The organism is Pseudomonas sp. LS-2 (assembly GCF_003605735.1).
Classification (GTDB): Bacteria; Pseudomonadota; Gammaproteobacteria; order Pseudomonadales; family Pseudomonadaceae; genus Aquipseudomonas.
The window spans coordinates 118,174-137,228 of record NZ_QXTJ01000001.1; the positions used below are offsets into that span (position 1 = coordinate 118,174).

The window sequence follows — 19,055 nt, forward strand, 5'->3', positions numbered from 1 at the left end:
CAAAAATTCGCTCATCCTCGTCATGCCTGTCGTTTAAGACCTACACGTGCGCGCATTTCGGCAGTGATGGTCTGACGCGTTCTACTCAGGTCCGCCCACGGATCGGCGTCCAGCTCGCCGAGCCGTTCGTGGATGTTGCGAATGTTCCAGATGTTGGCGCCTTTGATCTCCTCGATTTCTTCGCGAAAGATCGGAACCGAAACGGGCAGACCTTCGCGAGTGCGCACCGAATACGCACAGATGGTGGTAGCACCCAAGCCATTGCGCAGATAGTCGATAAAGATGCGCCCCACCCGATTCTTGGGGCCGGAGACCGCGGAGAAACGATCCGGGAGCAGCTTCGCCATGTGTTTGACGATGGCGTGGCTGAAGGCTTTGACGTCGTCCCAGCCGGCTTTGGGTGTCAGTGGCACGACAACGTGTATGCCCTTGCCGCCGCTGGTCTTCAGAAACGATTTCAACCCCAGCTCATCGAGCACAGCCTGGGTCATTTGCGTCGCCTCAACCATGCTTTTCCAGGGAAGAGCAGGATCAGGGTCGAGGTCGAGAATGAAACGATCAGGTCGCTCCAGATCCTTGGCAACCGCATTCCACGTGTGCAGCTCCATGGCGCTCATCTGCACGGCACCGATCAGCGCTTCGAGGTTGTTGATCAGCATCACGGGATGGCCGGTGTATTCCTTACCCATGGTCTCGATGCCGGGGATGGCGAGACGGTCGGCGTTTTTCTGGAAGAACAGTTCGCCATTGATGCCCTCTGGCGCTCTCACCAACGCGACAGGCCGCTGGGCCAGTTGCGGCAGCAGCCAGTCCGAGACGCCGATGTAGAAGTCAGCCAGATCACGCTTGGTGGCGCCGCTCACGGGGTCAATCACGCGCTCGGGATGGGTGAGCCTGATCTTTCCCGATGTGGCAGGCGGCTGGGGTTTGTCCTCAGCAGGGGTTGCCTTTCTGGACTTCGCCGCGGTTTTCTTTTGCGAGACAGGCGGGGGAGCAGGGCGCTCCTCGGTAATCGACTTCGCCGGCTTGTCAGTGCGTAAGCCATGAAACACGGCGTGTCTGACAGAGCCGTCCTGGGTGATTTCGGCGAATGCCACTTCGGCAAGGAGCACCGGATCGAGCCAGTGAACTCCCTTGGCGTCGAATCCCGTGGGCGGGTTCACCACCGCGGGTTTCTTGATCTCCAGCGACACCAGTTGGCTGTAAATAGTGTTCAACGTCGCTTCGTTGAAGCCGGTGCCGACCTTTCCCGAATACCGTAGCTCGCCGCTGTCAGCGTCGTGCAGTCCAAGCAGCAGTGCCCCGAATTTGCTGCGCGCGCCTTTTGGGTCGCTATACCCGACGACGACAAATTCCTGCCGACGTTTGCATTTCAACTTGATCCAGTCGCTGCTGCGTCGGGAAACATAGGCACTGCCCACACGCTTGCCGATCAGTCCTTCCATTTTCATCTGGCAGGCGCTGTTGAGGAGTGCATCTGGCGCTTCTTCAAAGTCGGCCGAGAACCTGAGAATCTCGTCCTCGCTCCCTTCGAGCACTGTGGATAATGCCGCCCGGCGTTGTTCGACGGGCGTTTCCCGCAAGTCCATGCCATTGAGAAACGGCAGGTCGAACAGGTAGTAAACGATGTTGCCGCTGCGGCCCACTTCGAATGCGTTCTGCAGCGCCTGAAAGTCTGGAATACCTTGTTCGTTGGCCACGACCATCTCGCCGTCCAGCCAGGCGGATTCGAGCCCGAGACTGTCAATGGCCTCAGCCTGGCGCGGCAGCTTGTGCGTCCAGTCATGACCATTACGGGTAAAGAGCTGCACCTTGCCGTTGTCCACTCGCGCCATCACGCGATAGCCGTCGAACTTGATTTCGTAGCGCCAATCGCCCTCTGGCGCCGATTCGACCAACGTAGCGAGCTCAGGTTTGATAGTGGCGGGCAAAGACGCTGCCTGGGCATGCTCCAGTTTCGCCCTGCCGGGTTTGTTTCGCGGCGCAGGCACGTGTTCGACAGGCTTGGGGGACGCAGCTTTGCCGCCCCGCTTCCTGGGAACAATCGTGCGTTCGCTCAGGACGCTGTCCGGCAGGTCGCTGACGATGTCGTATTCGCTTTCGGGTCGGGCGAACTCATCCTGGTGTTTGATCAGAAACCATTGTTCCTGTTTGCCGGGAATGTGGGTTTTGACCAGGTTCCAGATACCGCTGAGCTTTTCTCCCTGCAACTCGAACTTGAGCCTGCCCTTGGCGTACGCCTCAGCCGGGTCGGTCAGTGGCGTCCAGATCCCTCGATCCCAGACGATGACATCACCTGCACCGTAGTGGCCCTCGGGGATATTGCCCTCGAAGGTTGCGTAATCGATGGGGTGGTCTTCGACGTGAACGGCCAGGCGCTTGGCTTTGGGGTCCAGGGACGGCCCTTTGGGAACCGCCCAGCTTTTCAAGGTGCCATCGAGCTCCAGGCGGAAGTCGTAGTGCAGGCGAGTGGCGTCATGCTTCTGAATGCAGAATTGCAGAGCCGACGAAGGCTTTGCCATTTGCCTGGCCGAGCCCTTGCTTTTAGAGGCGCCCGATGGCTCAGGCGTGGCTTCGAAATCGCGCTTGCGATGGTACTCGTCCAGATTTTTGTGGGCAGGTGGCTCGGCCTTGGGCGTGCTGCGCCTGGCTGGAGCCGATCGGGTTGCAGTCGATTTCCGGGTGGATTTCTTCGGCGCTTCCCCGATGCGAATCCATGTCGGAGCATGATCGCTGGCATGCTCCTCGCCACGCACCCAAGCGTCCACGCCGGCATCCAGCAGATGAGGCGCAAGCACGGGGTTGAGTAGCAGGTGATCGATGCGTAGACCTGAGTTCTTCTGCCAGTGCTGGCGAAAATAATCCCAGAAGGTGTAAATGCGTTCATCTGGATAGATATGCCGAATGGAATCCAGCCAGCCTTGGGCCAACAGGCGCTGAAAACGCTCGCGGCTCTCGGGTTGCAACAGCGCATCCTTGAGCCAGGAACGCGTGTTGTAGATGTCTTCATCGGTCGGGACGACGTTGTAGTCACCGGCGAGAACGACCGGGTGCTCGCTCGACTGAAGGGTTTCGGCATGCCTGATCAGAGACTCGAACCACTTGAGCTTGTAGTCGAACTTCGGGCCCGGCTGCGGGTTGCCATTGGGGAGGTACAGGCAACCTACGATGACGCCATGGGCCGCTGCTTCCAGATAGCGAGCGTGGGTATCGTCTTCCATTCCCGGCAACCCTTTGCGAATGAGCAAAGGCTCTGCCTCACGGGCGAGAATCGCCACCCCGTTCCAGGACGTTTGGCCTTGATGCAAGGAGCCGTAACCTGCGGCCTCAAGATCGGCAGCAGGAAAAGCCTTGTCCGGGGCCTTGAGCTCCTGCAGGCAAACGATGTCAGGTTGCTCCCGCTCCAGCCATCGCAAGAGATTGGGCAGTCGCGTGCCAATACCGTTGACGTTGTACGTGGCAATCTTCAGGTTCTGCATACGTCGTTCCCTGGAATCTTGAAGCCTTCTCTTCTGAGGCCAGGCAAGCGAACGAGTTCGGGGTTTATGAGCTCCGGTGGTAACCGTTGCCGAACAGATTATCTGCAACTGGACGGCGTGACGTCTCGTGGCTCCGATTACCTCACGCGGCGTTCTGCTGAGTCGTAGACTTCCTTATCCCTTCTGGCACCCACGGCGATTATCAGTACCTGAATGGCTGTGCCGCTGACTCGATAGACGATACGCGTATCACCGCTGCGTATTCTGCGACAACCCGCCAGGCTGGCGCGCAGAGGCTTGCCGCTTTTATCAGGTTCGCCGTTGGTGATTCGCTCCTCTATGACATCCAGTATCCTGCTCGCGGCCGCTGAGCCCAATTGATCCAGGTCGTCCATGACCAGCGGATGAAAAATCACATCCCAAACCATTCCGCCTCCTTGTCAGTCCTTTTTTGCGTACCGCGCACGCATGTCCTTCAGCGAAATTGCCTGCGATTCATCGAACTCGCAAAGACGCTCGCGAGCGACTGCTTCAATCCTGAGGTTCTCAAGCTCGTCCAGCATTTCCTGATAGGCATCGATATTGATGATCACCGCTGCGGGCTCGTTGTCTTTAAAAATGACGAGCTTTTCGGTCGTTCTGCTGGAAATTTCTTTGAGCTTCGCGCTGAAGCCTCTCACCATGGCGGTTACAGACACCGCTTGGTCAGCACGGTCCAGTAATGCGGCCATCTTCATTACCCTCCAATATGAAATCGCGCATCATTGCGCGCATAAATATACGCATAACTATGCGCATTAGCGTGCATTAAAGCACAGCATCGAGAATTGAGAAGATCCGTGCGTCAGGACCGCCGCTTCTCGATCGCTCTGGATCTCCCGCGACACGTTGCCACGTCATGCCCGGTTTGGGGCAAGCGGGCGTTTCGGACCCTGCGAAAACCTCCCCAACCGCTTACAATCCCGCCTTGTCACCGAACTTCAAACACACCAGGCAGTTTATGGCGCTCGACCCCATCACGATGTTGACTATCACAATCGCGCTCGCCGCAGCCGCTGCGCTGTATCTGGCGGTGGAGTGGCGCAATGTGCGGGAGTCTTCGCTGCTGTTCTGGGCCACGGGGTTCGCGATCATCAGTGTCGGCTCGACACTCGCGTTGCTGCGCAGCAGCGGCATTGTGCTGATCGGGATCTGGTTCGCCAACGGCATGCTGGTCACGGCCCACTGGATGTTTCTGCTGGGTGTCGCGCGGTTCACCGAGGCGAAGCTGTCTCGCGGCTGGTATCTGATCTTCGGCGTCTGGCTGGCGATGCTGCTACTGCCCGAGGAGCCGTGGTGGTCGAAGGTAATGCTGGCGACCAACTCGCTGCTGATCACCGTGTTGATGCTTCGCGCCAGTTTTCTGCTGCGCCCTCACGGCCGGTCGTTGAGTGTCGGGGCGGTGCAATTGCGCTACGTGCTGCTGGTCCACGGCCTGTTCTATTTTTCCAAGGCAGTGACGGCCGTCGTGCCGGGGACGTTGATCGATCTGGCGGCGTTTCGGGGCGTGATCATTCAGATATCGCTGGTAGAGGGGGCGATGGCGATCATGCTCATCGCGCTGTCGATGACCGGCTCCGAGCGCTACCGACGGGAGAAACGCATCGCCCGGCTGGCAGCCAGGGACCCTCTGACCGCGCTTTACAACCGTCGTGCGCTCGAAGTGCGGGCCCCGCGGTTGTTGGAAGACGTCTCGCCGCAGCGGCCGGGTGCGTTGTTGCTGATCGATATCGATAACTTCAAGCCGGTAAACGATCTGTACGGCCACACCGCCGGCGACCGGTTGCTGGTGGTGCTGAGCGAGATGATTCGCGCGGTCCTGCCTGAAGGCTCGCTCGCTGCACGCCTGGGCGGTGACGAGTTCGTGATCCTGTTGAGTCATGCGACCACGGAGCAGGTGGTGGCGTTGGGGAGTGGTCTGCGCGAGCAGTTTCACAACGCTGCCCGCCAGGCATTCGACACGCCGCAAGCGGTGACGCTGAGCATCGGCGCCAATCTGTTCGACCAGCCGCCGTCCAGTCTGGCGGCGCTGATCGAGCAGGGGGACGCGGCGCTGTATGAGTCCAAACGCGGTGGGCGAAACAGTATTCGTCTGGTGGAGCGAACCGCTGCGAAGACCGACGCGCTTCGTACGCCTTGATCGCGGCGCGATTTCAGATCAAGGGTGATGCTCGTTCCTGCAATTGGTCTGAAGATTGCTTTGACCCTGTTGCAGGGGGGCAGAGCAACTGAATATTGGCGCCCTGGCTCCTGCATCCATCCTTGTAGCCTTGTGTCGGCATGCCAGATCCGCGTGCCATGGAGCCCATCGTGAGTACCCTCTCGGAAATTGCAGCAAATCTGTTGAAACGTGAACGCAATGCCGAGAGCGCCAGTGCGAGCGTTGAAACCCAGGTGTCGGGGTGGGAACAACTGATGGCCATCGCCAATGAGACGGATGTGCACAAATGGCAAGCGGCCCTCAACCGGCACATCGCCAACAACCCGGGCAAGCGCCGGGTCACCATGTTGCGAGTGATTGAAGGCGGGCTGTCGTAAAGCATGTCCGTTAGGCGCTATTCATCGACTTATTGGCGTTAGCCGGTAATCGCTCGCAGGCGTAGAGTCGCAACACTGTTCTACGTCTCTCCGGATAACACAGATGACTCGTCCACGTTTTTTGCCTGATAACTTCACCCTGGCCTTGGTCACGGTGGTGATCATCGCCAGCTTGCTGCCTGCCAGCGGCCAAGTCGCGGTCGGCTTTGGCTGGCTGACCAACATTGCGATTGCGCTGCTGTTTTTCTTGCACGGCGCCAAGCTGTCCCGCGAATCGATCATCGCCGGCGCGGGCCACTGGCGGTTGCATCTGCTGGTGTTCGGGCTGACGTTCGTGGCGTTTCCGCTGATCGGGCTGGCGCTCAAGCCGGTGCTGTCGCCGCTGATTGGCAAAGATCTCTACATGGGCATCCTGTATTTGTGCGCGTTGCCTGCAACGGTTCAGTCGGCGATTGCCTTCACATCGCTGGCGCGGGGCAATATTCCGGCGGCGATCTGCAGTGCGGCGGCCTCGAGCCTGTTTGGTATTTTCCTCACGCCCTTGCTGGTGACCCTGCTGCTCAATGTCCATGGCGATGGCGGCTCGACCGTCGATGCCATCGTCAAGATCAGCGTGCAGTTGCTGCTGCCGTTCGTGGCGGGGCAGCTCATGCGCCGCTGGATCGGTGCCTGGGTCGGTCGCAACAAGAGCTGGCTGAAGTTCGTCGATCAGGGTTCGATTCTGCTGGTGGTCTACGGGGCATTCAGCGAGGCCGTCAACGAGGGGATCTGGCACAAGATTCCGTTGTGGGAGCTTGGAGGTCTGGTGGTGGTCTGCTGCCTGTTGCTGGGTCTGGTGCTGTTGGCCTCGACGCTGCTGGGCAAGCTGTTCGGCTTCAATCTCGAGGATCGCATCACGATTCTGTTCTGCGGCTCGAAGAAGAGCCTCGCCACCGGCGTGCCAATGGCCCAGGTGCTGTTTGCCGGCAGCACCATCGGTGTATTGATTCTGCCGCTGATGCTGTTCCACCAGATTCAGTTGATGGTCTGCGCGGTATTGGCCCAGCGCTACGCCAGACGCAATGAGTCGGTCCCGGAGCTGATGGCGCAAGTCGATCCTTGATCCGTTAACGCAATGAATGAAAAAGCCCCGAACAGTCGGGGCTTTTTCATTTGCGTGATTATTGCTCTTCGAGCTGTTCCTTGTATTCCTTCTCGTACCCGCCGGCCAGCGATTGCTTCTGCTTTTCGTGGGNTCAGGTGGTGATGAACCTTTTCCGACAGCTTTTTCGCCGTTGCCAGCCAGGCCGGGCTGGACATGTCGGTTTCATCGAGTTCTTCCATCATCTCGTCCATCTCGTGATGTTCGGAGATGGCGTGGCGGCTGAGATCGACGCCGTTGTCGTACTGCATCAGCGGAATATAGAAGAAGCGCTCTTCAGCGGTTTCGTGGGCATGCAGTTCGGCCTTCAACTGTTCGTACGCCTGGACGCGGTCTTTACTGTCGCCGTGGGTCTGAATCAGCGCATCGGCGTAGCCGCGTTGCCGGTCGTGGCTTTCTCTCAGGGCTTCGAAGATGTTCATGGTCAGGTCCTTACTCGGCTGTGGGTCGGGTTTCACGTTGCTATTGCTAGACCCCGCGCTGTGACCAGGCGTTCCATCGGCGTGCGGGCATAAGCTTAGAGCTATACGTTTCTTTCATAATCGGTGGCAGTTTTTATAATCAAATCGACTTTAAACCTCCACGCTCATGTCTTGTTGAATAGCGTCCCCGTTCAACCACTCAAGGATTGCCATGCCCCTTCGTAAACTCCTTGTCGCCGCGGCCTTGCTGCTGGCGACCGTGACGGCGCACGCCGAGCAGGTCATCAACATCGGTTATCAGCGCTCTTCGACGCTGTGGCTGTTGCTCAAGAACGATGGCCAGATCGAGCAGCGCCTCAAGCCGTTGGGTTTCACGGTGAACTGGCATGAGTTCAGCAGCGGCCTGTTGAGTGCGATGAACGCAGGCAGTGTCGATCTGCATGCCGACGTGGCGGACGCCTTCGCGCTGTTCACCCAGGCTGCGAATACGCCGCTGACGTACTACGCGCGGGAAAACCCGTCGCCGACCGCGCAGGCCATCATCGTGCAGGACAATTCACCGATTCACAGCGTCGCCGATCTGAAGGGCAAGACCGTCGCTGTGTCGAAAGGCTCGGGCAGTAACTTTTTGCTGATCTCGGCGCTGAAGAAGGCCAGCCTGACCCTGAGCGACATCACGCCGGTGTACCTGGAAGCGCCGGACGGCGTGGCGGCGTTTTCCAGCGGCAAGGTCGATGCCTGGGCGATCTGGGACCCCTTCCTGGCAACTCAGCAGCGTGAACATCATGTGCGGATCGTGGCCGATGGCACCGACGGTGTCGCCAACTACAACCGGTTCTATGTCGCCAACACCCGCTTCGCCCAGGCTCATCCCGAGGTGCTACAGGTGGTGTTCGACACCCTTCATGACGCCGGGCAGTGGGTAAAGGGCCATCCTCAGGAAGCCGCGAAAAACCTGGCGCCACTGTGGGGGAACATTCCGCCCGAGACGGTGGAATTGGCCAACAGCCGTCGCAGTTACGACATCGTCCCGGTGAAGGTCGATGAACTGGCTGAGCAGCAGCGCATCGCCGACGACTACTACGAGGCGAAGTTGATTCCCAAGCCGCTGAAGATTTCCGACATAGCCGTCTGGGTACCCAAGGCCAAATAAGGCAGGAGAAGCCTCATGAGTCGTCAAATTCACCTGTCTGCCTTTCTGTTGACCGGGCCGGTCATTCACAGTCACGCGGCATGGCGTCACCCGGAAACGCTGGGCAATTACCTCGACCCCGAATACTACGCGCGCACGGCGCGGGTGGTGGAGGAGGGGTTGTTCGATTTCCTGTTTTTCGCCGATCGACTCGCGGTGGGCGATCAAATGGGCGGGTCGCGAGACGTGGCGTTGAGATACGGAGCGCAAGATGCAACCCGTCTGGACCCCTTGCCCATTCTGTCGTATCTGGTCGGTCAGACTCGCAAGCTGGGCCTCGGCGCCACCCGCTCGACCACCTATTACGAACCGGCGCACATCGCTCGCGAGTTCGCGACGCTGGATCATCTGTCCAAGGGGCGCGCCGCCTGGAACATCGTGACCTCGATGAATGACAGCGAAGGTCGCCTGTTCGGTAAAGACAAACACCTGGAGCACGACCTGCGTTACGACCGGGCCGACGAGTTCGTCGAAGTCGCGCTGAAGCTGTGGCGCAGTTGGGCACCGGATGCCTTGAAGCTGGATCGCGAGAGCGGCGTGCTGGCAGATCCTTCGAAGATCACCTCGGTGCAGCACCAGGGGGAGTGGTTCAACGTCGAAGGGCCGCTGAACATTCCGCGCACGCCGCAGGGCAGGCCGGTGCTGATTCAGGCCGGGTCTTCGGGTCGAGGCCGCAGGTTTGGTGCACGCTGGGCGGAAGCGATCTTCACCATTCACCCGCATTTGAAGGCCATGCACGCGTTCCGCGAGGACGTGCGCGGGCAGGTCGTGCAGCAAGGCCGCAGCGCCGACGGTTGCAAGGTGCTGACGGCGGTGATGCCTTTCATTGGTGGCAGCGAAGCCGAGGCGCGGGCCAAGCGCGACAAGCACAATGCCCTGGCGCGTCCCGAGCTGGGCCTGGTGACGCTGGCCTCGCAATTGAACGTCGACCTCTCGCCGTTTCCGTTGTCGGCGACCCTGGCAGACATCGCGCGCTCACCGTCGATTCATCCGGCAGCGGCGGAGAAACTGTTGATGCAGGGACCGGACACCACGCTGGAAGAACTCGGCCGGATCTTCGCCAGCAGCGTGCGTGTGCCACAACTGGTGGGCACCGGCGCGCAGGTGGCCGACCAGTTGGCGGAACTGTTCACTCAAGGCGGGTGCGATGGCTTCGTGATTTCGCCCGCGTATCTGCCAGGGTCGTTCAGTGAGTTCGTCGAGAGCGTGATTCCGCATTTGCAGCGCAAGGGGCTGTTTCGCACGGCGTATGAGGGCTCGACGTTGCGCGAGCATCTGGGGCTTGCGGCGTTGGACGACTGACCTGGCAAGCGGCAGAAATCTGCAACCCGTACAGCATTGCGACAGCTTCCCCCGATCGATTACGGGCTGACATTCGGGACATGCTGCGTATGATGGGCCCGACGTTTTTCTGAAAGGGCCCAACCTCCATGATGAAGTTTTTCGCCGCGCTGCTCTGCGTGTTCACAGGGTTCGCTCATGCCGAACCCGCCATGCTCACGGACCTTGCCCTGCCTTATCTCGCTGCGGCCCCCGCAGATTCCAAAGACAAACCCCTGGTCATCTTTCTGCACGGCTACGGCAGTGATGAGCGCGACCTGTTCGGCATCAAGGACGAACTGTCGCCGGGCTCTACCTACCTCTCGGTGCGTGCCCCGCTGGAAGTCGATGGCGGCGGCTACAAGTGGTTCACCCAGGACACCGATCAGGCTGAATACGAAGGCGTGACCAGCGATGTGGACAAAAGCACCGACCTGCTCAGGACCTTCATCGAGCAGGCCACCGAGAAATACGGCACGCAGCCAGACAAGGTGGTGCTGATCGGCTTCAGCCAAGGCGCGATGATGACGTATCAGATCGGCCTGCAACACCCGGAGCTGGTGCGTGGCATTGCGCCGTTGAGCGGCAAGATCCTCGCGGACCTGAACGCGCGGCTGAAACCGGACGAGGGGCTGAAGTCACTCAAGGTGTTCATCGGTCACGGCTCGGCGGACAATCGCGTGCCGTTCTCGGGGGCGACCGAAGCGCAGACGGTGCTGGAAAATCTATTGATCACGCCGCAGTTTCATTCGTATGCGGGGGCGGGGCATACCATCACGTCGGCAGAGATTGCCGATTTGAAGCGTTGGCTTGAGGGCGTGTTGGCCGCTCGGTGACGATGGCCTGTAGCCGTCCGGCCGGGCGGCGCTCGGCTTGTCGGCGGTGGCTATGTTGAAGTCAGAACCGCCGTCAAACCGGATGACTCAAGGATTGACGAATCTCATTTCCGCCGCCGCATCATAACCCCTGACTCCCCCGGATCAGCTCATACGCTCGCCTTGCCAGCGGGTTTACGGTATTGGGCCGGATCCACAGGTGGTAGGTGACGTCAGGCATTCTTGGCAGGCCGTCGGCCTCTCCCAGAACCCGCATGTCCGGCCCGAGCATTTCCATGCTGCGGGCCGTTACGCCCAGCCCTGCGCGGGTGGCGGCCTTGATGCCGATCAGGTTCGAGGCCAGATAGGCCTGGCGCCAGGAAATGCTGGCGCGTTCCAGCGCTTCGATGGCATAGCGCCGATAGATGCTCGGCTCGTCCACCAGAATCAGGGGTATCGGTTCCCCCGGCACGTGTTGGTATTGGGCCGAGCAGATCCACCACACCGGCGATGTCCTTAGCGCAAACCCTTCCAGTCCCGGATCTTCGCGGGTCGAAATCACCATGTCGACCTTGCCGCGATGCAGATCGTCCATCAGAAACGGGCTGCGGCCCACGTCGATTTCTAATCTGAGCTTCGGTGCCGAGCGGGCGATGTGGCTGAGGATCGGCGGCAGAATCGTGTCGGCGATATCGTGGGGCGAGCCGATGCGCAATACGCCGCTGAGGCTGCTTTCCCGCAGGGAATTGAGGGCGTCGTCGTTGAGCGACAGCATTTGCCGCGCATGGCGCAGCAGTTGGCGGCCGGGTTCGGTGAGTTGCTTCTGCCGTCCCTGTTTCTGAAACAGGCTGACGCCGACTTGCTGTTCGAGGCGCTGCATGTGCTGGGTGACAGACGATTGCGTACGCGACAACCGCGCGCCAGCTTCAGCGAAACTGTGGTGGTCGACGACCGCGACGAAGGTGCGCAGCAGTTCGAGGTCGAGAGTGGTGGACATGGTTTTCATATCAAGTGGAGTGGTTAATACATTACGGAATTTTATGTTTTAGGGCATTCATTTCTGACTCTTGACCGCAAGATCCCTAGGATTACGGGCTTATAACCATTTTATAAAAACGCTAAAACCAGAAAGTTATAACCATATTTGATATTTGAATTTCCGTTGTCCGAGTTTGCTCCCTAGGATGCCGATCATTACAAGGCGCTGACGTAGACCGTCGCAAGCGCCGAGCCGATGACCATTCGAGGGGGAAATCCATGCCGTACACGCGCTCGCCAGTTGCCCGTTTGTTGCCGTTGTTTGTCGGGGTGATGGTTTCCCTGGGCGCAAGTTTCGCGGCCCATGCTGATGCCACGCTGGACAAGATCGAGCAGCGTCACCGCCTGGTGGTCGGCGTGCTGCTCTCCGGTGGGCCGTTCGGCTCCATCGATCCGAGCAGCCAGGAGCCCAAGGGCCTGAATGTCGACATGGCCGAAGACCTGGGTCGTCAACTGGGCGCCGAAGTCGAACTGATCCCGGTGCTGCCCGCCAACCGTGTGCAGTTTCTGCAACAGGGCAAGGTCGATCTGCTGATCGCCAACATGGAATGGACCGCCGAGCGGGGTCAGCAACTGGGCTTCGTGCCAACCCCGTTCTACCGCGTCGGCGGCACTGCGGCCGTGCTCAAAGACAGCAAGATTACCCGTTGGGAAGACCTAAAAGGCCAACCGGTCTGCACCTCCCAAGGCAGCAGCTACGTCAAACCGCTGACCGAATTCGGCGCTGAACTCAAAGCCTTCAAAAGCTCCTCGGAATCCCTGCTGGCCCTGCGCGGCAACAACTGCGTAGCGGCGGTCCACGACGCCACGCTGATCAACCCGCTGGTGGCCGACAGCCCGGAGTGGCAGAACTACCGCGCGATCAGCCCTGAACTCAACCCGGCGCCGTCGGTGATCTGGACCCGTCCGGGCGAAACCGACACCCAGGCCAGGCTGGACGCCATCGTCAAAGGCTGGCACCGCACCGGCTGGCTGATCGAGGCCGAGAAACGCCATCACATCACCCCGGCGTCACCCGCGTTGGTCGAGCTGCATGACAAGTTCCAGACCGCGGGCGCCTGAAGCGTTTTCCGCTCTTTCGGGCACCCCATACAAGGCATTCGTTCATGAGCCGTTTTTCCATCGGTAAAACCCTGTCAGTGCTTGGCCTTTCTCTGGGCCTCACAGTTTGCGCCACCTTGGCTCAGGCCGACGCGACCCTGGACAAAATTCAGCAGCGTCACAAGATCAGCATCGGCGTGATCCTCAGCGGCCCGCCGTTTGGCACCATCGACCCGAAAACCGGCGAGCATCTGGGCTACAACGTCGAGCTGGCCAAGGGCATCGCCCATAAACTCGGCGTCGAGGTCGAAACCGTTTCGGTGCTGGCGCCCAATCGCGTGCAGTTCCTGCAGCAGGGCAAGGTCGACATTCTGATCGCCAACATGCAGTACACCGACGAGCGCGCAGAGATTCTCGACTACGTGCCAACGCCCTACGAAGAAGTCGGCGGCGCGGCGCTTATCCGCAAAGGCGCCGGCATCAGCCAATGGGAAGACCTCAAGGGCAAGCCGGTCTGTGTGTCTCAAGGCAGCAACTTCATCAAGCCGTTGCAGGAAACCTACGGCGCGCAGATCAAGGCCTTCCGCAGTCAGTCCGAGTCGCTGCTGTCTCTGCGAGGCAACGGCTGTGTCGCTGCGGTTCATGTCAGTCCGACCATGCATGCGCTGCTGGATGACCCGGAGTGGGCCGACTACAACATTCCTTTGGCGAGTGACCTGATCCCCTCGAAATCGGTGATATGGGTGCGCAAGGGCGAGCATGACACTCAGGCGAAACTCGACGCGATCATTCGTGACTGGCATCGCAGCGGCTGGCTGATCGAAGTGGGTGAGCGAACCGGCATGGCGCCGTCCCAGGCACTGCGCGATCTGCATGAGCAGTTCCGCAACGCCGCGCCGCTTGCTGCTCAATAACGGAGGCCTCTGATGAGCAGCGATCTTTTCCAGACCTTGCAGCAATTGCTCGGCGCACGCCATGTGCAGCCGGGCGATGCGTCCCAGACACAACTGACCGACAAACAGGGCACCTACGTCGGCAAGGCGCTGGCGCTGGTTCGTCCGGCCAACACAGAAGAAGTCGCGGCGGTGGTGCGCGCCTGTGTTGCTCACAAAACCCCGATTGTGGTGCAGGGCGGCAACACTGGCCTGATGGGTGCGGCAACGCCGGACGCCAGCGGCCGTTCGGTGCTGTTGTTGCTGGACCGACTGAATCGGGTACGCCAGATCGATACCGATAACGATACGCTGACGGTGGAAGCTGGCTGCATTCTGCAGAACGTTCAGGACGTGGCCCGTGAGGCCGGACGCCTGTTTCCCCTGAGCCTGGGCGCAGAGGGCAGCTGCACCATCGGCGGCAATCTGGGGACCAACGCTGGAGGCACAGCAGTCTTGCGCTACGGCAATACCCGGGAGCTGACACTGGGCCTTGAGGTGGTCACTGCCGAAGGTGAAATCTGGAACGGTTTGCGTGGTCTGCGCAAGGACAACACCGGTTATGACCTGCGCGATCTGTACATTGGCAGCGAAGGCACGCTGGGGATCATTACCGCCGCGACCTTGAAGCTGTTCCCGTTGCCGAAAGCCCGGTCCACGGCGTTTCTGGCCTTCGACTCACTCGGCCAGGCCGTGCGTTTTCTGTCCCATGCCCGTGCCGGATTTGGTGCCAGCCTCACGGCTTTCGAGCTGCTGACCGCCGATTGCCTGGCCCTGTTGCGCGAGCAGTTTCCGGAAGGGCCACAGCCGTTTTTGCATGCGTCGCAACCCTGGTTCGCGTTGCTCGAACTGTCCGATAACCACAGCGACGCCCACGCCCGCCAGGCGTTCGAGGACGTGCTGGGCAGCGCTTTTGAAGAGGACTTGCTGGCCGACGCCCTGATCGCCGAAAGCCTGGCACAAAGCGAGGCGCTGTGGCTGTTGCGCGAGAACATGAGCGAGGCGCAGAAGCGCGCCGGACGCAACATGAAGCATGACATTTCGATTCCGATCTCGCGCATCGTCGAGTTCGTCGAGCACACCGATGCCTTGCTCCAACAACACTTTCCCGGCGTGCGCAATTTTACCTTTGGCCACTTGGGCGACGGCAACCTGCATTACAACGTTGCTCATCCGCTGAATTCCACGGTCGAGGCGCACATGGCGCACTACGCCGAACTCAGCGAACGGGTGCATGACAGCGCCCATGCCTTTGGCGGCTCGATCAGCGCCGAGCACGGGATCGGGCAGCGCAAGCGGGCGATGCTGCCGCGCTACAAGAGCGCCGTCGAACTGGACCTGATGCGTCGCGTGAAGCAGGCGCTGGACCCTCTTAATCTGCTCAACCCAGGCAAGGTTCTGGCGAGTGTCGAAAACCGGAGCACTGAACAATGAGCGTTCGTCTATCCCGGCGCGTGCAGCGCGTTTCCCTGTCCGCCAACGCCGCCGCCAAGTCCCAGGCCACCGCCCTGCGTGAAGCCGGTCGCGACATTCTCGACCTGACCACCGGCGAGCCTGATTTCGACACCCCCAAGCACATCAAACAGGCGGCCTACACAGCCATCGAGAATGGCGCGACCAAGTACACGCCGACGCCAGGCGTGAAGAAATTGCGCGAGGCAATCCAGGGCAAATTGCAGCGGGAAAATCGTCTGGACTACGCGCTACCCTCCATCGTCGTCGGCAATGGCGCCAAGCAGGTGATCTTCAACGCCTTCGCCTCGACCCTCGATGACGGCGATGAGGTGCTGGTGCCGGTGCCGTACTGGCCGTCGTTTCCGGACATCGTGCGGGTCAACGGTGGCGAGCCGGTGTTCATCGAGTGTGGTCTGGAGCAGGGCTGCAAGCTGACGCCCGAGCAACTGGAGCAACACATTACCGAGCGCACCCGCTGGTTGATTCTCAACGGGCCGGGCAATCCGAGCGGCGCCGTGTACAGCGAGGCCGAATTGCTGGCGCTGGCCGAGGTGCTGCGCCGTCACCCGCAGGTCCTGGTGTTGCTGGACGAACTTTACGAACACATCCGTTTCGACGGCCGACCTGCCTTGAGCCTGCTGAACGTCGCGCCGGATCTGCAATCCCGCGCGCTGCTGGTCGGCGGTGTCTCGAAAACCTACGCCATGACCGGCTGGCGAATCGGCTTCGGTGCGGGTCCTCAAGAGCTGACGAGCGCGATGACCGTCATCCAGTCGCAATCGACCTCCGGTGCTTCGTCGGTGGGGCAGGCCGCAGCACTGGCGGCGTTCGAGGGCGGGCTGGCGTTTCTGCCGGAACAGGTGCAGGCCTATCGGCAACGTCGCGATCTGTTGGTGTCGACCTTGAGCGAAGTGGATGGCCTCGATGTGCTGACACCGGAAGGCGGCTTCTTCGTCTTCGTGCGTTGCCAAGGGTTGCTGGGCCGGGTTCGCCCCGACGGCCAGCGCCTGAACAACGACGGTGACGTGGTGGATTATCTGCTGGAGCAGGGCGTGGCCGGTGTGGCGGGGAGCGCGTATGGCTTGTCGCCGTGGTTTCGCCTGTCGATCGCCACCGCCACCAGCAGTGTGATCGAAGCGGGGCGCCGCATCGCCAACGCCTGCGCACAGCTGCGGGTCGAGGCGCTGGCATGAGTCACTGGCTTGCCTTCAATGAATGGCTGACAGGGTTCGTGCAGTGGACGGCGAAGTTCGGTCTGAACTACAGCTTTCTACTGGACGCCTATCAGCGCGGCTCGATGGTCGATGGCGCGCTGACCACGGTCTGGCTGTGCCTGTTTACCATCGTCGGCAGCCTGGTCGCGGGCGTGGCACTGGCAGCGATGCTCACCAGCGGCAAGCCTTGGCTGGCAAAGCCTGCGCGTGTGTTCATCGAGGTCACGCGCAATACGCCGACGCTGGTGCAGCTGTACTGCGCGTTTCTGGTGTTGAACATGTTGCTGACCCAGGCGGTGGGCACTGCAAATCCGCTGACGCCGTTCGCCTGGGTGGTGCTCGTGATTTCCCTGCACAAAGGTGCGTTTCATGCCGAAGCCTTGCGCGCCGGTATCGAAGCCGTGCCCGCGGTGACGCTGGAGGCCGCCAGTTCGCTCGCGCTCAGCAGCCGCCAGTTGCTGTGGAATGTGCAATTGCCGCTGGCCCTGCGCTTTGCCTTGCCATCGCTGATCAACAACCTGATCGACTTGGTGAAGATGACGGCTGTCGCTTCGGCGATCGCCGTGGGCGACATCACTTATGCGTCGATCATGATCTGGACCCAGAGCGATAACGTGCTGGAACTGATGATCCTGCTGCTGGCGTTTTTCGGCCTGCTCAGCTTCGTCGTCAACTGTGTGGGCCGCGCCCTCGAAGCCAGATTGAGGATGCCCGGTTATGGCCATTGATTCATCCGTGAGCGTGCCGCAGTCCTGGCCACGTCGGCATCCGGGCAAGCTCGTACTCGTTGCCGTTATTGCGTTGTTCGTGATCTTTGGCCTCCCGCAGAACCCTGTGCTTGCCGCGTTGTACGAGTGGTCGCCAGCGTTGGCGGCTGGTTTCGGGCAGAACATCCTGATCAGCCTGTTGGCGATTGCGATTGGCTCGGTGCTGGGCTTGTTGATCGGTGCGCTGGGCGTTTCGCCTTTGTGGATCACGCGCTTGCCGGCGCGAATCTGGGTTCAGGTCTTCCGCAATGCGCCGTGGCTGGTGCTGATCTACTTCACGACTTACGTGTTCCCGTTCGAACTGCACATCGGCACATCCTGGATCGCCTTTCCTGACTGGGTGAAGGTGACCATTGGCCTGGCGTTGCCGGCCAGTGCCAACGTCGCGGAAATCTTTCGTGGCGCCATCGGTTCGATCCCCAGTACCCAATGGGAAGCCTCGCGTTCGCTGGCCTTCACTCGTGGGCAGATCTTTCGTTCGATCATCCTGCCGCAGTGCTTCAAGCGCATGTTGCCGCCGTGGATGAACCTCTACGCGGTCATCACCATGGGCACCGCGCTCGCCTCGCTGGTGGGTGTGCACGACCTGATCGACACCGCGCAGATCGCCAGCAACACGGTCAACCGGACCGGTTTTACGGTGCTGATCTATTTCAGTGTGCTGGCGTTGTTCTTCGCTTATTGCTACCCGATTTCCCGACTCACTCAATACCTGGAGCGACGTTATGCCTTCTCCTGAAACGCGCGCCGACCAGCCCTTGATCAGCTTGCGCGACGTTCATCTCTCGTTCGGCAGCAACAAGGTCCTCAAAGGCATCGATCTGGACGTGCAGCGCGGGCAGGCGGTATCGATCATTGGCCCGTCTGGCTCGGGCAAGTCGACCATCCTGCGCTGCATCACCGGTTTGCTGCAGCCGCAACGGGGCGCGATTCGCGTTGGCGAGACCGAGGTGCACACGCTCAATAACGAGGCGCAGCGCATTGAATTGCGCAAGCGCGTGGGCTTCGTGTTTCAGCAGTACAACCTGTTTCCTCATCTGTCGGTGCTGGAAAACCTGGTGATCGCACCGCGCAAGGTGCTGGGGCGCAACGCGGTGGACGCCGAGAAAGAAGCCCGCGCGTTGCTGGCCAAGGTGCGCATGGAACACAAGGCCGATGCGTATCCCGGGCAGTTGTCCGGCGGCCAGCAGCAGCGTGTAGCGATTGCCCGGGCGCTGGCGATGCGCCCCGAACTGATCCTGTTCGATGAGGTGACGTCGGCGCTGGATCCTGAAACCGTGGGCGAGGTGCTGACGGTCATTCGCGAGCTGACCGAAGAGGGCATGACCTGCGTGCTGGTGACCCACGAAATGCGCTTCGCCGAGGACATCAGTGACGTGGTGTATTTCACCGAAAACGGCCTGATCGTCGAACACGGCAGCGCCGAACAGATTTTCCAGCGCCCCACCAGCGAGCGTACCCAAACCTTTTTGCGCCACGCCCTGGGCGATGCAGGGCGCCGGCCGGTGGCGACTGGTGACCCGTTTCTGTTGAGCAATATCAGCCGGTACAGCCTGTCGGTTTGAGGGTGAAAAGGTCGGTCAATCACGCAAAACGCTGTAGGAGCGCGCTTGCCCGCGAATCGGTGTGTCAGTTTGCATCAATGACACTGGCCGGTTGCAA

At 60.5% G+C, this 19,055-nt stretch carries 17 protein-coding genes and 3 pseudogenes; 13 read left to right on the forward strand and 7 right to left on the reverse strand.

The window, feature by feature from the left end; translation table 11 throughout:
- Window positions 1-20: 20 nt before the first annotated feature.
- The 4 genes and pseudogenes from ligD to D3M70_RS00720 form a co-directional block, all read right to left on the reverse strand.
- Window positions 21-2,606, reverse strand: coding sequence for a DNA ligase D (gene ligD, locus D3M70_RS00710; protein WP_256659651.1), 2,586 nt, complete (start codon window positions 2,604-2,606; stop codon window positions 21-23).
- Between the two features lie 111 nt (window positions 2,607-2,717).
- Window positions 2,718-3,479, reverse strand: a pseudogene (xth, locus tag D3M70_RS34010) (exodeoxyribonuclease III); the annotation flags it as partial.
- 137 nt (window positions 3,480-3,616) lie between these two features.
- Window positions 3,617-3,907, reverse strand: a complete 291-nt coding sequence (locus tag D3M70_RS00715; RefSeq protein WP_120123513.1) for a type II toxin-antitoxin system RelE/ParE family toxin — start codon at window positions 3,905-3,907, stop codon at window positions 3,617-3,619.
- A 12-nt stretch (window positions 3,908-3,919) separates the two neighbouring features.
- The gene (locus D3M70_RS00720) at window positions 3,920-4,210 is read right to left on the reverse strand and encodes a type II toxin-antitoxin system Phd/YefM family antitoxin (protein ID WP_120123589.1); all 291 of its coding nucleotides are present in this window, start codon (window positions 4,208-4,210) and stop codon (window positions 3,920-3,922) included.
- Window positions 4,211-4,479: 269 nt separating this feature from the next.
- Here D3M70_RS00720 and D3M70_RS00725 point away from each other — a divergent pair, with 269 nt between their 5' ends.
- From D3M70_RS00725 to D3M70_RS00735, 3 genes are all read left to right on the forward strand, one after another.
- On the forward strand, window positions 4,480-5,658 hold the full coding sequence (locus D3M70_RS00725; RefSeq protein ID WP_120123514.1) for a GGDEF domain-containing protein: 1,179 nt from the start codon (window positions 4,480-4,482) through the stop codon (window positions 5,656-5,658).
- Between the two features lie 170 nt (window positions 5,659-5,828).
- A complete protein-coding gene (locus D3M70_RS00730) occupies window positions 5,829-6,056 on the forward strand; it encodes a hypothetical protein (protein WP_133306426.1) in 228 nt (75 codons plus the stop codon).
- Between the two features lie 103 nt (window positions 6,057-6,159).
- Window positions 6,160-7,158: a bile acid:sodium symporter family protein gene (locus D3M70_RS00735; protein ID WP_120123518.1), complete on the forward strand. Its 999-nt coding sequence runs from the start codon at window positions 6,160-6,162 to the stop codon at window positions 7,156-7,158.
- Between the two features lie 64 nt (window positions 7,159-7,222).
- Here D3M70_RS00735 and D3M70_RS32485 read toward each other — a convergent pair.
- Both D3M70_RS32485 and D3M70_RS00740 read right to left on the reverse strand, forming a co-directional pair.
- Window positions 7,223-7,290, reverse strand: a pseudogene (locus D3M70_RS32485) (hemerythrin domain-containing protein); the annotation flags it as partial.
- Window position 7,291: 1 nt separating this feature from the next.
- A pseudogene (locus tag D3M70_RS00740) lies at window positions 7,292-7,619 on the reverse strand (hemerythrin domain-containing protein); the annotation flags it as partial.
- Window positions 7,620-7,830: 211 nt separating this feature from the next.
- On the opposite strand from D3M70_RS00740, the gene D3M70_RS00745 reads away from it, so the two are divergent.
- The 3 genes from D3M70_RS00745 to D3M70_RS00755 all read left to right on the forward strand — a co-directional run bounded on the left by D3M70_RS00745 (window position 7,831) and on the right by D3M70_RS00755 (window position 10,967).
- Complete coding sequence (locus tag D3M70_RS00745; RefSeq protein WP_120123519.1) at window positions 7,831-8,772, forward strand: aliphatic sulfonate ABC transporter substrate-binding protein; 942 nt, start codon at window positions 7,831-7,833, stop codon at window positions 8,770-8,772.
- 15 nt (window positions 8,773-8,787) lie between these two features.
- Window positions 8,788-10,113, forward strand: a complete 1,326-nt coding sequence (locus tag D3M70_RS00750; RefSeq protein ID WP_120123521.1) for an LLM class flavin-dependent oxidoreductase — start codon at window positions 8,788-8,790, stop codon at window positions 10,111-10,113.
- Between the two features lie 128 nt (window positions 10,114-10,241).
- Window positions 10,242-10,967 (forward strand): alpha/beta hydrolase, encoded by a 726-nt coding sequence (locus D3M70_RS00755; RefSeq protein ID WP_120123523.1) that lies wholly within the window; start codon window positions 10,242-10,244, stop codon window positions 10,965-10,967.
- A gap of 121 nt (window positions 10,968-11,088) precedes the next feature.
- On the opposite strand, the gene D3M70_RS00760 is transcribed toward D3M70_RS00755, so the two are convergent.
- Entirely contained in the window at window positions 11,089-11,943 is an 855-nt protein-coding gene (locus D3M70_RS00760) for a LysR substrate-binding domain-containing protein (RefSeq protein ID WP_375232904.1), read from the reverse strand.
- A 260-nt stretch (window positions 11,944-12,203) separates the two neighbouring features.
- Here D3M70_RS00760 and D3M70_RS00765 point away from each other — a divergent pair, with 260 nt between their 5' ends.
- Genes D3M70_RS00765 through D3M70_RS00795 form a run of 7 tightly spaced genes read left to right on the forward strand, consistent with a single transcriptional unit; the run spans window position 12,204 to window position 18,958 of the window.
- Entirely contained in the window at window positions 12,204-13,046 is an 843-nt protein-coding gene (locus D3M70_RS00765; protein ID WP_120123526.1) for a transporter substrate-binding domain-containing protein, read from the forward strand.
- 44 nt (window positions 13,047-13,090) lie between these two features.
- The gene (locus tag D3M70_RS00770; protein ID WP_120123528.1) at window positions 13,091-13,939 is read left to right on the forward strand and encodes a transporter substrate-binding domain-containing protein; all 849 of its coding nucleotides are present in this window, start codon (window positions 13,091-13,093) and stop codon (window positions 13,937-13,939) included.
- 12 nt (window positions 13,940-13,951) lie between these two features.
- Window positions 13,952-15,391 carry an FAD-binding oxidoreductase gene (locus D3M70_RS00775; RefSeq protein WP_120123529.1) on the forward strand — a complete coding sequence of 480 codons (1,440 nt, stop codon included), beginning with the start codon at window positions 13,952-13,954 and terminating at the stop codon, window positions 15,389-15,391.
- The gene (locus D3M70_RS00780; RefSeq protein WP_120123531.1) at window positions 15,388-16,605 is read left to right on the forward strand and encodes an aminotransferase class I/II-fold pyridoxal phosphate-dependent enzyme; all 1,218 of its coding nucleotides are present in this window, start codon (window positions 15,388-15,390) and stop codon (window positions 16,603-16,605) included. The genes D3M70_RS00775 and D3M70_RS00780 overlap by 4 nt, the downstream gene beginning before the upstream one ends.
- Window positions 16,602-17,354 carry an amino acid ABC transporter permease gene (locus tag D3M70_RS00785; RefSeq protein WP_120123533.1) on the forward strand — a complete coding sequence of 251 codons (753 nt, stop codon included), beginning with the start codon at window positions 16,602-16,604 and terminating at the stop codon, window positions 17,352-17,354. Before D3M70_RS00780 ends, D3M70_RS00785 begins: the two co-directional genes overlap by 4 nt.
- The gene (locus D3M70_RS00790) at window positions 17,344-18,132 is read left to right on the forward strand and encodes an amino acid ABC transporter permease (RefSeq protein WP_120123534.1); all 789 of its coding nucleotides are present in this window, start codon (window positions 17,344-17,346) and stop codon (window positions 18,130-18,132) included. Before D3M70_RS00785 ends, D3M70_RS00790 begins: the two co-directional genes overlap by 11 nt.
- Window positions 18,119-18,958, forward strand: a complete 840-nt coding sequence (locus tag D3M70_RS00795; protein WP_120123536.1) for an amino acid ABC transporter ATP-binding protein — start codon at window positions 18,119-18,121, stop codon at window positions 18,956-18,958. The genes D3M70_RS00790 and D3M70_RS00795 overlap by 14 nt, the downstream gene beginning before the upstream one ends.
- Window positions 18,959-19,055 lie beyond the last annotated feature (97 nt).